We start from the raw sequence: 13690 nt of genomic DNA, 5'->3' as shown, positions 1-13690 counted from the left end.
CCCGCAGATCTGATATACTAGTAGTAGTTTTTTACGGTGTGATGGTGACCTTAGGCCATCGACAGGGTCGCCAGGCCTGCTCGGCGCATTGATGAGCGCTAGAAGCGACACTCAGATCTTGCGCCAGCTCGTAACCGGTAACGGGAGCGGTGTCATGTTGAAGGTCCTTGAACAAGCCATTGCCCGAGTTGGTGTTCTTCCAGAAGATCGGCAGCGTGCCGCCGCCGAGGCCCTCGATCACATCGTAACGGGAACTCCGGCCGGGCCGGTCGAAGCCTATCCGGGCGTGGATCTCCATTGGCCAGCGTCCGCTATATGGCGGCCGGGCGAGCCAGCGATCAACACTATCGGATTGGCGGATTTAAGGGATGCGCTGAAAAAGGGTTGGGAGGACTTCGCAGCCGTTCCGAGCCACGCGATTTTCCTCTGCATCATTTATCCGATCATCGGGATCATTCTATTCAGGCTCTCGTTTGGCTACGAGGTGCTGCCGCTCGTCTACCCGCTGCTCGCGGGGTTCACGCTCGTCGGCCCGTTTGCAGCCGTTGGCCTCTACGAGTTGAGTCGGCGCCGCGAGCTCGGTCTCGACGCGTCGCCCTCGCACGTCTTCGATGTCTTTCACCTCCCCTCGCTCGGTTCTATTTTCGTGTTGGGCGTGGCGCTCATGGCGATCTTCTTCGCTTGGCTTGCCGTGGCCCAGCTCATCTACCAACAGATCTTCGGGTCCGCGGTACCAGCCTCTGTCGGCGAGTTCTTGAATGAGGTTCTCACCACGCAGGCCGGCTGGCAGTTGATCCTGGTAGGCAACGGCGTCGGCTTTGTTTTCGCCGCCCTTGTGCTCGTGATCAGCGTCGTATCGTTCCCCATGCTGGTCGACAGGAATGTTGGTGCGGCGACCGCTGTGCGGACATCCGTCCGAGCGGTGCTCGAGAATCCCGTGACCATGGCAGTCTGGGGCTTGATCGTCGCCACGGCCCTTCTGTTAGGCTCTCTGCCCTTCTTCTTCGGCCTCGCCGTCGTCTTCCCGTTGCTCGGACATTCGACTTGGCATCTCTACCGCAAGGTCGTGGCGACCTGACGTTCCATGCTCAGTGTGCGGGAGGCGCAATGTCAGTTTGGGAGTATGGCCCAAAGAAGTGCTGTCGGGTGAAGAGTGTGTAGTCGGATTCGAACGCCATGATGGCGACGAACACGAGCACTGCCACGGGCGGGACCAAGATGGCATAGATCAACGCCAGCCGCTCCCATGCCATGTGCATGAATACGGCAACGATCAAGCCAGCCTTCACGATCATGAATAGCAGGATCAGGGACCACCTGAGATAGCCCTGCAGCTGGAAGTAATCGACCAGATACGAGCACGCGCTGAGCACGAACAGCCATCCCCAGACCACGAGATAGAGCTTGATCGGGTGCTGTTGTGTGCCTTCGTGAGCGGGCACGTGTGCCGTGGCTATCGTGTGTGTCACTGCTTGTTCCATGCTGCCTCTCACCACAAATAGAACAGGGCGAAGATGAACACCCACACGAGATCGACGAAGTGCCAATAAAGACCCATGATCTCGACGCTCTCGTAGTTGCCCTTGCGGCTCGTAAAGAATCCCCGAGCACCGACGTCATAATCGCCGCGCCAGACCTTGCGGGCGATGATGAGCAGGAAAATTACGCCGAATGTGACGTGCGTGCCGTGAAAGCCCGTGATCATGAAGAAGGATGAGCCGAACTGAGCCGCACCCCAGGGGTTCTCCCAAGGCCGCACACCCTCCATGATCAGCTTCGTCCATTCGAAGGCTTGCATGCCGACAAACGTCGCGCCGAAAGCCGCCGTCACCAGCATTAGAATGGCTGTCTTTTTGCGGTCATGGCGATAGCCGTAGTTGACGGCCATTGCCATCGTTCCGCTGCTGCTAATGAGGACAAAGGTCATGATGGCGATGAGGAGGAGGGGGAAGTTCTCTCCGCCTATCTGCAGGGCAAAGACCTCGCTCGCATTTGGCCACGGAACGACCGTCGACATGCGTGCCGTCATGTAGGCGATGAGGAAGCAGCTGAAGACAAACGTATCGCTCAAGAGGAAGATCCACATCATAGCCTTCCCCCAGGAGACGTTCTTGAACGCTCGCTGGTCCGAAGACCAATCGGAGGCAACGCCTTGCCAGCCGCTTAGCTGTGCTCCGTCGATCTTTGTATTGCTCAACGCTGTTTCGACCATCGCGGCGACCCTCGACTAGGTGAGCAGTTGGCGACAAATGGCGAGGAATTCGCCTCCCCAGCCTGCCAAGAGGAAGAAAAGGACGAGCCAGACAAAGAGCAGAAAGTGCCAGTACGTGGCGCAGAGCTCGACGCTCAGCGATGCTTCGCGCATCTCCACCTGATCGTCGTCGACCCATACTCTGGCCGTCGTCCGCCCCAACGCCACGAGCCCGCCTGCCACATGCAGCCCGTGCAGTGCGGTCATCAAATAGAAGAAGGCGTTAGCGGGGTTTGCCGACAGGAAATAGCCCTCGGACATCAATTGCCGCCATGCCAGAAGCTGTCCAATGAGAAAGAGGAGGGTTGTGCCGCCGCCTGCCAGCACGCCGGCTCTCATGCCCTCAATCCACCCCTGGCGCGCGGAACGCTCTGCCGCGTAGAGCGCGATGCTGCCCAGGACCAACATGGCCGTGCTGAACCACAAGATCCTCGGCAGGGGAAGAGGCAGCCAGTCGCCGATCGGCATTCGCATGGTGTAGGCGCTGATCAACAGCACGAAAAGCGCGCTGACGATGGCAAGAAAGGCCCAGAGCCCGACTTTCGCAGGCGGCAGAGATGTAGTGCTCATACCTCGTAGGTCGCTTGGCGCACCCTCCTCGAGCCAGGGCTTGCCGAACAAGCCCTGGTGCCACAGCCACCAGAAGGCTACGGCGCCCGCGACTGCCACGAAGAGGAGGGTGATGCTCATTCGGGCTCCTCCTATGCGGCCTGAGGAGCGGGTGGCTGATTCTGGGGAATGAAATCCTCTGGCGCACCCGGCACGCTGTAGTCATAGGCCCAGCGATAGACGACCGGTAACTCTTTGCCCCAATTGCCGTGCGGCGGTGGCGTCTCCGGCGTCTGCCATTCGAGCGTCGTCGCGCGCCACGGATTTCCGCCCGCGGGCTTGCCATAGAAGTAGCTCCAGATGAGATTGAACAAGAACACCATCTGCGCGGCGCCCACGATCAATGCCGCAAGGGTGATGAATTGGTTGAGCTCCACGGCGGACTGCAGGTTGGACGCCGTCTCGCCGATCTCGAAGTAGCGGCGCGGCACGCCCATGAGGCCCACGTAGTGCATAGGAAAGAAGATGGCATAGGCGCCGACGAAGGTGACCCAGAAATGAATGTGCCCGAGCGCATTGTTCAGCATGCGCCCCGTGATTTTCGGATACCAGTGGTAGATCGCCCCAAACACGACGAGGATGGGCGCCACACCCATCACCATATGGAAGTGCGCGACGACGAACATGGTGTCCGAGAGCGGCACGTCCACGACCACGTTGCCCAGGAAAAGACCCGTAATGCCGCCGTTAACGAACGTGACGATGAACGCCACGGCGAACAATAGCGGTATCGTGAGGTGGATGTCGGCGCGCCATAGCGTCAGCACCCAGTTGTAGACTTTGATGGCCGTCGGAATGGCGATGATGAGCGTGGTCGTGGCGAAGAAGAAGCCGAAATAGGGATCCATGCCACTGACGTACATGTGATGCGCCCAGACGATGAAGCTCAAGGCGCCGATGGCGACGATGGCCCACACCATCATGCGATAGCCAAATATGTTGCGGCGGGCGTGCGTGGCGATCAGGTCGGATACGATACCGAAGGCCGGCAATGCCACGATGTAGACCTCTGGATGCCCGAAGAACCAGAAGAGATGCTGGAACAGGATGGGCGTGCCGCCGCTGGTGTTCAGTTGCTCTCCCATCTGCGCAATGGCCGGCATGAAGAAGCTGGTGCCGAGAAGCCTGTCGAACAACATCATCACCGCGCCGACGAACAGAGCAGGAAATGCAAGGAGCGCCATCACAGTTGCCGTGAAGATTCCCCACACGGTCAGCGGCATGCGCATTAGCGTCATTCCGCGCGCACGCCCCTGGAGCACGGTCACGACGTAGTTGAGGCCGCCCATGGTGAAGCCGATGATGAACAGAATGAGCGACGAGAGCATCAGGATGATGCCCCACTCCTGTCCGCCTGGAGTCCCGGCGAGGATTGCTTGTGGCGGATAGAGCGTCCAGCCGGCGCCCGTCGGCCCTCCCGGCACGAAAAAGCTCGCCACCAGGACGAGCACTGCGAGCAAGTAGATCCAATAGCTCAGCATGTTGACATAGGGAAACGACATGTCCCTCGCCCCCACCATCAAGGGGATGAGGTAGTTGCCGAAGCCGCCTAGGAACAGCGCCGTGAGCAGGTAGATCACCATGATCATTCCGTGCATGGTGATCATCTGATAGTAAAAGTGCGCATCGATGAACGGAAGCACGCCGGGGTAGGCGAGCTGGATGCGCATCAGCCACGACAGAACGAGAGCTACGAGGCCGATAGCCATTGCCGTGGTCGCGTACTGGATCGCGATGACCTTGGCATCCTGCGAGAAGACGTAGGTCGTCCACCAACTCTTGGGGTGATAAAGCTCGACCTCCGGCACCTCGGCGGGACGGATACCTTCGTATGCGCCACGTGCGACGTCGGCCATCAGAATGCCTCCTCGCGTTTGGTGGTGAGACTTACGTCATTGAAATCTCACCGTTTCGCTCCCGTTGTTTTTTCGCCTTGGTCCATTGGCTCTTCGCCAACGGCCGCGGTCTTGGTATGCGCGGCTTCCGCCGTCAGGCTCTCGAACGTCTTTTGCTGACTGAGCCACGTCTGGTAGTCCGCCTCGGTGTCGACAACCACCTTGCCGCGCATGGCGTAGTGTGCAGTGCCGCAGAACTCGGCGCAGAAAACCTCGAATGTCCCGGTCCTGGTCGGCGTAAACCAAACGTAGGTCACCATCCCAGGCACGATATCCATCTTGGTCCTGAACTCAGGGACGTAGAAATTGTGGATCACGTCGACAGACCGCATCAAAAGCTTCACGGGCTTGTCGATTTCCAGGTGCAGGTCGGCACCTTCGATCACAATGTCATCTTTGGCGTTGGGATCATGCGAGCTGAGTCCCAGCGGGTTATCGGTGCTGACGTTGTGCGTCCCGGACATGCCGAGCCGGCCATCCTTGCCGGGCAGGCGGTAGCTCCATTGCCATTGCTGGCCGAGCGCTTCGACCTCCGTCGCATCTTCCGGCACGGTTATGAACTGGTTCCACACGAAAAGGCCAGGGGCGAGCATGGCTGCGACGCCCACGCCCGTGGCGATGGTGAGCCCCCACTCGAGCTTCTTGTTCTCGGGTTCGTAAATGGCCTTCTGACCGGGCCGGTGGCGAAAACGGATGAGACAGTACGCCATGAACAGAACGACGGCGACGAACACGATCCCGGTGATCCAGAACGTGATCAGGATCGTGTCATCGATATAGCGCCAGTTCGAGGCGATCGGCGTCCACCACCACGGGCTCCAGACATGGAACAGCACCGAGCCGACAACGACCAATATCAATACCAGCGCTATAGTCATTCGGTTTCATCCTTGCCTCTCGGTGCCCGACAAAGCGGGCTAAAAGGCTCTTGCTTCGTCTCCGATTTTTTCAGGGTGCAGTGTCATGCTTCGACAACCGCACGATAGAGATGCCACGTCGAATGCCCGAGTATCGGGAATACGATAACAAGACCGACAAGAAACGGCAGCGACCCGACCAACAGAGCGCCTGCAACGATGAGAGCCCACATCGCCATGGTGCGCGGATTCTCAAGTACCGCTCTTACCGACGTTTCAACGGCGGTTGCAAAGTCGACGTCGTGATCCAGAAGCAGCGGGATAGACACGACGCTGATGGAAAACGCCACGATGCCAAAGATCAAACCGACGAAGCAGCCAACGACGATCAGCGTCCAGCCGGCAGGTGTCGTGAGAACCTGGGCAGCAAACTCCGCAAATGAGGGCGGTACCCAGTCGCCGAAACTCAGGCGGTAGACTTCCATTGCTGCAACCAGCCAGAAGAAGAATAACCCCAGGAGCACGATACCGAGTGCAACAATCCCCCGAATGCACGGGAAATGGATGTCCTGCAAAGCGGCGAGAGAGATGTCGAGACCCTGCTCGCGGCGCCGGCTCAATTCATAGAGCCCGATCGCAGCCAGTGGGCCTATCAATGCGAAGCCCGTCATGAGTGGAAGAACCAGCTGCATCATGTCGAGGCCGAACGTCAGCCAGAACAGGATGAGGCCGATGACAGGGTAAACGATGACAAGAAAGAACGAAAAGGTCGGCATGGCGATGAAGTCGTCGAAGCCTTTGGTCAAGGCTTCTACGAGATCCGTCGGATCAATCCGACGGACATGCGGGTGGGCGAGGTTTACGACATCAGTGATGTCTGACTTCCGACTCGTCATATCCAGTCCCCTCAGCCACTCGTTTGAGCAGTCACGTTCGTAGGGGCGAAACCGAGTACGGCCACCGATCTCATCAGATCGGAGGTCTTCAGTGTTCAATGATACTACACCGATAGACTGTTTGTATCAATCCAGCCTCGAGCTCGGTTCCTCTCAGAACGCAAAAACACGCGCCACCATCAGTTATTTCCGGCCGAGCGCGGCAGTGAATTCGAATCCGGTGGCCAAGGGCGGCTGCTGCCCTGCGGAACGGTGGAACCGCGCATGTCCTTCGCGTCCTTGGGCGGTTTCACGTGCCGGAACTCGAGGAGAAGCAACAGGTCGTAGACGATTTTCAGAGCGCCGCAGATGACGAGCTGCCATCCGCGAAACGAGGTGGCGAGAAGTGCGCCGCCCACGGCTGGGCCGGCGGATGCCGCGAAGCGAGACGACACCGACGTGATAGCCGCCGCGGTAGGGCGCTCGTACTCGGCCACGATTGCCGTCAAGTATGCCGATCGGATCGATGCATCCGCCTGCGAGAGGGTGGCGCGGAGCAAGAGCAGGATCAGCGCCATTGAGAGCGTTGGTGCGCGACGCACTTCTCATTCTCAGCTCGACCCTGCCCGACTTCAGGAAGGCGTTTGGTGCTAAGGATCAGGTCGATCCGATACGGCACCTGATCGGGAGTGCGGCCGCCTGGGGCGGCAATCCCGAGAAGGACGCAATCTATCTCAACATCACGCCGAAGAAGAACGATGGGACAACTGTCTACAAACTCGAAGTGACAGACGTACCGGTCGACGGCTTCTGGTCCGTCAGCCTCTATGACGCGGACGGCTACTACGAGAAGAACCCGTACAATGCCTACACGCTCAACAACATTACAGCCGAGAAGAGCACCGATGGCGCGATCGACATCCAGTTCGGTGGCTGCGACGGCAAGATCCCGAACTGTCTGCCGATCATGGCGGGGTGGAATTACACGGTGCGCCTCTACCGCCCGCGGGCCGAGATTCTGGATGGAAGCTGGAAATTTCCCGAGTCTCAGCCTGTCAGCTCAACATCGGTGGAGGGTGCCAGCAGCGGCGAAGGGAAGGGCTGATATCCTGATCTCCGTTGCGGCAAGGGCGACTTGCCATCCGCCTGCAAGGCCATAGACGCGGCGCGCGCCAAAGACCGTTTCCGGTCGCGGCCGGGAGGGGGCTTTGGGTCCAAATGCTGGGCCGGTAACACCAGCCCACCGAGCCCCGTGAACAGACAGGCGATCAGCCAAATATATGCGGGCCGGAAATCCCGATAGCTGAAGATTATCGTTCCCCAGATCCCGGCCAGGGCGAACGACATAAGCACGATCACGATATAGAGGGTGAAGAAATCCAGCATCGGGTCAGGCGACCGCGGGAACGAGCGGCAACGCCTAGCGGATTTGCCTCAACGAGGTCCGAAGCAACCGGATCGAATTTTATCGATCGAAGGTATTCGCTTGTGGCTCCAACGTTTTTGCGAAGCGGAGAATATCCGCTTCGCTTGTCGCCAGGCGCTAAGCGCCCGCGAGTGCAGGAGGCGAGGGCGAGGCCGACAGATCTCGGGCCGGCGGCAGCAAGAGAGGAGCGTCTTCTTTCTGTCGGCGCACCCTGAACCACGCTGCATAAAGAGCTGGCACGAACAGCAGCGTCAGGATCGTGGCAACTAGGAGGCCACCCATCATCGTGATCGCCATCGGTCCCCAGAAGACGGAGCGCGACAGCGGGATCATGGCCAGGATGGCGGCCAGTGCCGTCAGTACGAGGGGGCGAGAACGGCGCACCGTCGATTCGATGATCGCATCCCAACGCGGCAGGCCTGCCGCTACGTCGGCGTCGATCTGGTCGACCAGGATGACGGTGTTACGCATGATCATGCCGGCGAGCGCGATGAGCCCCAGGAGCGCGTTGAAGCCGAACGGAGCATCGAACGCGAGCAGCGAGAAGCTTGCGCCGATGAGGCCGAGGGGCGCCGTCGAGAAGACCAGGAAGAGCGTCGAGAAGCTGTGAAGCTGCAGCATCAGAATGGTCAGCATCGCGAGAAACATCAGCGGAAAGATTTTGAACAGCGCCGCGTTTGCCTTCGCGCTTTCTTCGACTGCGCCTCCGACCTCGATCCGCATGCCGGGCGGCAGCGAAGCCGCGATCTCGTCGATAGCAGGCTGGATCTGAGCCGTGACGTCCGGGGCTTGCACGTCAGGCGCAATGTCCGAACGTACTGTCAGGACGACGTCGCGATTGCGCCGCCACAGGATCGGCTCCTCGAACTCGTAGTGCACCCGTGCCACCTGTGAGATCGGCACCGCCTGGCCCGACCGCGTAGGAATGGTAAGGTCCGCGAACGAGCCGAGCCCGAGGCGTTCCTGTGGAATGGCGCGTGCCACGACAGGGACGAGCTCGATACCTTCCTTGTATTCGGTCACCGTATAGCCAGAGAGCAGCGTCTCGAGCGTCTGTGCGATGTCCTGCGGCGTGAGACCGAGCGAGCGGGCACGATCCTGATCGACCTCCAGGCGGATTGATTTCTTTTGCTCGTTCCAGTCGAACTGGACGTCGCGCGTGTTCGGATTGGCCCGCATGGCCGTGCGTACCTGATCGGCGACGGCCCGCACGCTGTCGCTGTCCGGTCCGAGTACGCGGAACTGCACGGGGAAACCAACCGGCGGCCCGAAGTTCAGACGGTCTATCCTGAGCCGCGCTTCCGGAATGACGTTGTCGGAGACGAGCGTGTCGAGCCGGGCTTTCAGCCGCTCGCGGGCTTCCGCGCCCTTGGTCATCATCACGATCAGGGCGAAGTTCTCGTTCGGCAGCACGGGGTTCAATGCCAGAAAGAAGCGTGGCGATCCTTCGCCAATGTAGGTGGTGTAATAGTCGAGGTCCGAGTCGTCCTTGATGAGGGCCTCTGCCTTTTTGGCCGCTGCTTCGGTAACGCCGATAGAGGTGCCTTCCGGCATGCGGATCTCGATGAAGAGCTCGGGGCGCGACGAGGTTGGGAAGAACTGCTGCTGTACTTGGGTAAAGGCGGCGATGGACGCGCCGAACGCGCCGAGCGTGAGCGCTATGACGACCCAGCGAAACCGCACGGACCAGCCAACGGCCCTGCGCAAAGCGCGGTAGAGCCGTGTATCATAGATGTCGTGCGCTCCGTGTGAGGCTGCGTGCTTGGTGAGATTCGGCAGCAGTTTGACGCCGATATAGGGCGTAAAGAAAACGGCGACGATCCACGAGACGACGAGCGCGAGCCCGACGATCCAGAAGATGTTGCCGGCATATTCGCCAGCGGTTGAGCGCGCGATGCCGACGGGCAGAAAGCCGGCGGCCGTCACCAGCGTGCCGGTCAGCATGGGGAATGCGGTCGAATCCCAGGCGAAGGCCGCTGCCCGGATGCGGCTCCAGCCCTGTTCCATTTTTACGACCATCATCTCGACGGCGATGATCGCGTCGTCGACCAGGAGGCCGAGTGCGATGATGAGCGAGCCGAGCGTGATGCGGTCCAGATTGAGTCCTGCCACGTTCATGACGACGAGGACGACCGCCAACACGAGCGGCACCGATGTGGCAACCACGAGACCCGAGCGCCATCCGAGCGAAATGAAGCTGACCGCCATCACGATGGCGAGGGCCTCGATGAACGAGCGCAGGAACTCGCTGACCGACTCCTCGACGACGTGTGGCTGATCGGTGATCTGGTCGATCTCGGCGCCGGTCGGTACCTGCGTCCTGGCGTCTGCGATCGCGTCCTTGAGCCGCTCGCCGAGCTCGAGCACGTTGGCACCCTTGGCCACCGCAACAACGACGCCGACGGCTTCCGTCCCGTTGTGGCGCACTATGCTGCTGGGTGGATCTTCGTAGTCGCGCTTGACGGTGGCGATATCGCCGAGCCGGAACGTGGCACCGCCGGATTCGATCGGTACCTCCGCGATGGCGGCCTCGCCCTTGAAAGCACCGGTTACCCGCACGTCGATACGATCAGCGCTGGTCTCGATGGTGCCGGCCGGCGTGACGGCGTTCTGCCGTGCCACGCTGTCGAAAATCGTCTGGGGCGTGATGCCAAGGGTTGCGAGCTTGGCGTGACTAAATTCGATGAAGATGCGCTGATCGCGCACGCCGACGATGTCGACTTTGGAAACACCGTCAGTCCGCAGCAGGCGCTGACGGACGATCTCCGCATAATCCTTGAGCTTGGCGAGCGAGACGTCGGAGCCCGACAGCATGTAGACCGCCGAATAGACGTCTCCATACTCGTCATTGAAGAATGGGCCCTGTACGCCCTGCGGTAGCGTGGGGCGGCTGTCGTCGAGCTTTTTGCGGACCTGGTACCAGGAGTCTTCGACCTCCTTGCCACGCGCCGTGTCCTTGAGTTGCACCTGGATGACGGTCACGCCTGGGCGGGTGTAGGTGCGCACGAAGTCGAACAGCTCGAGCTCCTGCAGGCGCTTCTCGAGCTTGTCGGCCACCTGATCCTGCATTTCCTCGGCGGTGGCACCGGGCCATGCGGCTGTGACGACCATCGTCTTGATCGCAAACGACGGATCTTCGGCCCGGCCAAGGTTGAAATAGCTCACGAGCCCGGCGACGGAGCACACGATGATGAGGAACTGGACGAGGGCCGGGTGAGCAACCGCCCACGCCGAAAGATTGCCGCGCGAGATGGCGTGTTCAGGAGGGGTTGGAGCGCTCATGGCAGCACCTCCACGATCCGTACGGGAATGCCGGCGTCGAGCTTGTGCACGCCTGCAGCCACCACCTTCTGTCCGGCCGCGAGCCCGCCCGAAATAATGGCCGACGTCTCGGTCCAGGCGCTGACCTCGACGCCGGTCTTGACGACGCGGCCGTGCTTTTCATCGATCAGCCATACCGAGGGTTGCCCCTGATCCTTGAACACGGCGGCCAACGGCAGCGTTGCGCGCTCGCCGTGCCCCGCGCTCGCGAGGTGGACCGTGGCGGTCTTGCCGAGTGTAATTGCGGAGTTGGGATCGAGCAGAGAATAGCGTGCTTGGTAGGTGCGTGTGGCTGCGTCGGCCTGGGGTGAGATCTCGCGCAGCTTGGCTTTGTAGACGCGATCGGAGTCCGCCCACAGCGTGACCGTTGCGGCGGCAGCCCGGTCCGCGTCGATGCGGCCTTCAGGGATCGAAACAACCGCCTCTAGCTCGTCGAGGCGAGCGACCCGTGCAATCAGTTGTCCAGCACTGACGACTTGCCCGACCTCCACCGGCAGTGCGGTGACGACACCGGCTTCAGTGGCGATGAGGTCGGTATACGCGAGCTGGTTCTGGGCAAGGGAAAGGGAGCGGAGTGCTCGTTCGGCGCGGCCGCGGGCTTCGTCGGCGGCGGCCTTCTTCTGGTCGTAGCTCGCGTCGCTGACCCAGCTCTTTTTGTTGAGATCGGCATAGCGAGTTTCGTCAGCTTCCGCCTGCTTGAGGTTGCTCTGTGCGGCTTTGAGCTCGGCTTCCGCGGATTCCAGGGAGAGCCGGTAGTCCGCAGCGTCGAGGCGGGCGAGTGTCATGCCCGGCGTTACCCTGTCCCCGACGTTGATGAGACGCGCGACGATCTTGCCGGCGACCCGAAAGCCGAGATCGCTCTCGTAGCGCGGTTTGACGGTGCCGGTGTACGACCGGCTCTCGGTCGGCGTGGAAATCGTAACGGAGGCGGCGCGGACCGGCTGTGGCGCGGCTACATACGGCGCGCTCTCGCTTTTGCAACCGGAGAGTCCGGCGGCGAGAACGACGAACGCGCCAGCCGTAAAGCCGGCGCGTGGGAGCCGCCTCGTGTTGAATGTGAAGGTCGATGTCGTGCTCATATCAAGTCCTCGTCGCGATGTCGGATCGAGAAGGGGGCGTGCTGCCTCTTGTAAGTTAGTCTCGCTCACTTAAGTGAGTATCACTAACTTTGCAAGCCGAAACTTGCGGGCGCGTGCAAAAAGTTAGGCAAGCTAACTTAAGTTAGGTGTGCTAACTTGTTGACTCGCCACCCAATCCCGCCGGAAAAAATTGTTATGGCCAGAGCACAAAAACAAACCGCCGCCCGCCCGAAGAAGAGCTTCCATCACGGCGATCTCCGCGAGGCGCTGATCGCCGCGACCCGCGAGCTTTTGATCGAGCATGGGCCGGACGGTTTCACGCTCGCCGATGCCTGCCGGCGCGCTGGCGTCACCACGGCTGCGCCCTACAAGCATTTCCGCGACAAGCAGGAGATCCTCGAGGAGATCGTCTATCGCGGCTTTGAGGAGCTGACGGAAGTCAATGAAAAGGCTCTTGCCGAAAGCGGAGGCCCAGGCACGCTCGAGGGCATCACGGGCATGGGTATCTCATACCTCGACTTCGCCGTGGCCCAGCCGGCAGTCTTCCGCTTGATGTTCGGTCACAAGACGAAGATCAGAGAAGTTCGCCAAGTCGATGAAAGCGGCAACCAGTGCCTGAAGAACGTGATCGATGCCGTGGCGGTCTATAGCCGCAAGCACGGACACACGGCCGATGCCGAGAAGATAGCGATCAGGCTGTGGACGTTTGTGCACGGCGCGGCGTCGCTGCAACTCGATGGCGACTATGGCCGCGTGGCGCCGGGGCTAGATGTCTACGCAATGATCGGCGAGGTCACGCCGAAGCTTCTCGGCGTTTCGACGCCGCGGCGGACAAAGGCAGGCGGTGCGTAGAGTGGTCTTTGTTGTTCCGATCGTTTGTCTGCGGTTCGCGTGCTCACGAGCAGCAGGAAAACAGACAAAGGCGAAGACGGAACGGATGCTCCATAGGGAAAATGTTCCTGTTGCACAAGTGTATCGTCAAATGCGGCGTAGTCGCGTCAGAAGAGAATACCGTTTGACAGCTTGTTCCTCTTGATGCGCTCTAGAGGCGTGACGGTGTCGCCGTATGCGAAGGCATGCGGAGACGAAGAGGGAACACGGTGAGACACGCGAGTGTCGAGTCCGTGGCTGCGCCCGCAACTGTAAGCGGCAAGCTTCCGTCGTAATGCCACTGGTGATGTGCTGCATCGCTGGGAAGGCCGACAGAAGCGTTCGAGCCGTAAGCCAGGAGACCTGCCGGCACAAGTCGCCCATCCTCGGTGCGGGACGCCCGAAGGAACGGTTACCCCGTAGCGGCGACTGATGTGCAACCGATTGGGAGCCACGTCAGGTATGGCCGGAGGGAACTGTAACTTCCGTCGAAATTGAGTGGGTTGA

The 13690-nt window shown here is 60.5% G+C and carries 11 protein-coding genes, 1 pseudogene and 1 riboswitch; of the genes and pseudogenes, 3 read left to right on the top strand and 9 right to left on the bottom strand.

Translation table 11 applies throughout. The features are described 5' to 3' along the window. Positions 1-154 precede the first annotated feature (154 nt). Positions 155-1078, top strand: a complete 924-nt coding sequence (locus CS1GBM3_RS09330) for a DUF2189 domain-containing protein (protein WP_083567385.1) — start codon at positions 155-157, stop codon at positions 1076-1078. A 10-nt stretch (positions 1079-1088) separates the two neighbouring features. Here the strand turns inward: CS1GBM3_RS09330 and CS1GBM3_RS09325 are convergent, their stop codons facing one another. The 7 genes from CS1GBM3_RS09325 to CS1GBM3_RS09295 form a co-directional block, all read right to left on the bottom strand. Beyond that, a complete protein-coding gene (locus CS1GBM3_RS09325; RefSeq protein WP_244534607.1) occupies positions 1089-1469 on the bottom strand; it encodes a cytochrome C oxidase subunit IV family protein in 381 nt (126 codons plus the stop codon). A 20-nt stretch (positions 1470-1489) separates the two neighbouring features. After that, positions 1490-2212 (bottom strand): heme-copper oxidase subunit III family protein, encoded by a 723-nt coding sequence (locus tag CS1GBM3_RS09320; protein ID WP_072394833.1) that lies wholly within the window; start codon positions 2210-2212, stop codon positions 1490-1492. Positions 2213-2227: 15 nt separating this feature from the next. Then, positions 2228-2941: a cytochrome c oxidase subunit 3 gene (locus CS1GBM3_RS09315; protein WP_072394831.1), complete on the bottom strand. Its 714-nt coding sequence runs from the start codon at positions 2939-2941 to the stop codon at positions 2228-2230. 11 nt (positions 2942-2952) lie between these two features. After that, positions 2953-4716, bottom strand: coding sequence for a cytochrome c oxidase subunit I (locus CS1GBM3_RS09310; RefSeq protein ID WP_072394827.1), 1764 nt, complete (start codon positions 4714-4716; stop codon positions 2953-2955). A gap of 47 nt (positions 4717-4763) precedes the next feature. Further along, positions 4764-5633: a cytochrome c oxidase subunit II gene (locus tag CS1GBM3_RS09305; protein ID WP_072394825.1), complete on the bottom strand. Its 870-nt coding sequence runs from the start codon at positions 5631-5633 to the stop codon at positions 4764-4766. An 83-nt stretch (positions 5634-5716) separates the two neighbouring features. Next, complete coding sequence (locus CS1GBM3_RS09300) at positions 5717-6508, bottom strand: DUF2189 domain-containing protein (protein WP_072394823.1); 792 nt, start codon at positions 6506-6508, stop codon at positions 5717-5719. Positions 6509-6687: 179 nt separating this feature from the next. Next, positions 6688-7089: an MFS transporter gene (locus CS1GBM3_RS09295; RefSeq protein WP_171946450.1), complete on the bottom strand. Its 402-nt coding sequence runs from the start codon at positions 7087-7089 to the stop codon at positions 6688-6690. On the opposite strand from CS1GBM3_RS09295, the pseudogene CS1GBM3_RS09290 reads away from it, so the two are divergent. Beyond that, a pseudogene (locus tag CS1GBM3_RS09290) lies at positions 7077-7592 on the top strand (DUF1214 domain-containing protein); the annotation flags it as partial. The gene CS1GBM3_RS09295 and the pseudogene CS1GBM3_RS09290 sit on opposite strands and share 13 nt — an antisense overlap. A gap of 438 nt (positions 7593-8030) precedes the next feature. On the opposite strand, the gene CS1GBM3_RS09285 reads toward CS1GBM3_RS09290, so the two are convergent. Further along, complete coding sequence (locus CS1GBM3_RS09285; RefSeq protein ID WP_083567818.1) at positions 8031-11165, bottom strand: efflux RND transporter permease subunit; 3135 nt, start codon at positions 11163-11165, stop codon at positions 8031-8033. 26 nt (positions 11166-11191) lie between these two features. Next, positions 11192-12313 carry an efflux RND transporter periplasmic adaptor subunit gene (locus CS1GBM3_RS09280; RefSeq protein WP_072394820.1) on the bottom strand — a complete coding sequence of 374 codons (1122 nt, stop codon included), beginning with the start codon at positions 12311-12313 and terminating at the stop codon, positions 11192-11194. A gap of 195 nt (positions 12314-12508) precedes the next feature. Here CS1GBM3_RS09280 and CS1GBM3_RS09275 point away from each other — a divergent pair, with 195 nt between their 5' ends. Beyond that, positions 12509-13165 carry a TetR/AcrR family transcriptional regulator gene (locus CS1GBM3_RS09275; RefSeq protein ID WP_072394818.1) on the top strand — a complete coding sequence of 219 codons (657 nt, stop codon included), beginning with the start codon at positions 12509-12511 and terminating at the stop codon, positions 13163-13165. A 185-nt stretch (positions 13166-13350) separates the two neighbouring features. Then, positions 13351-13569, top strand: a riboswitch (cobalamin riboswitch). Positions 13570-13690 lie beyond the last annotated feature (121 nt).

It is taken from the genome of Hyphomicrobium sp. CS1GBMeth3 (assembly GCF_900117455.1).
Classification (GTDB): Bacteria; Pseudomonadota; Alphaproteobacteria; order Rhizobiales; family Hyphomicrobiaceae; genus Hyphomicrobium_C.
Note: the sequence above shows the minus strand (reverse complement) of the source record. Positions and strands in the feature narration are given on the sequence as shown.

Bases quoted from the DNA above. Each gene is read 5' to 3' on its own strand.
- CS1GBM3_RS09280 (WP_072394820.1), bottom strand. From the start codon at position 12,313: ATGAGCACGACATCGACCTTCACATTCAACACGAGGCGGCTCCCACGC.
- CS1GBM3_RS09275 (WP_072394818.1), top strand. From the start codon at position 12,509: ATGGCCAGAGCACAAAAACAAACCGCCGCCCGCCCGAAGAAGAGCTTC.
- CS1GBM3_RS09315 (WP_072394831.1), bottom strand. From the start codon at position 2,941: ATGAGCATCACCCTCCTCTTCGTGGCAGTCGCGGGCGCCGTAGCCTTC.
- CS1GBM3_RS09310 (WP_072394827.1), bottom strand. From the start codon at position 4,716: ATGGCCGACGTCGCACGTGGCGCATACGAAGGTATCCGTCCCGCCGAG.
- CS1GBM3_RS09305 (WP_072394825.1), bottom strand. From the start codon at position 5,633: ATGACTATAGCGCTGGTATTGATATTGGTCGTTGTCGGCTCGGTGCTG.
- CS1GBM3_RS09330 (WP_083567385.1), top strand. From the start codon at position 155: ATGTTGAAGGTCCTTGAACAAGCCATTGCCCGAGTTGGTGTTCTTCCA.
- CS1GBM3_RS09320 (WP_072394833.1), bottom strand. From the start codon at position 2,212: ATGGTCGAAACAGCGTTGAGCAATACAAAGATCGACGGAGCACAGCTA.
- CS1GBM3_RS09300 (WP_072394823.1), bottom strand. From the start codon at position 6,508: ATGACGAGTCGGAAGTCAGACATCACTGATGTCGTAAACCTCGCCCAC.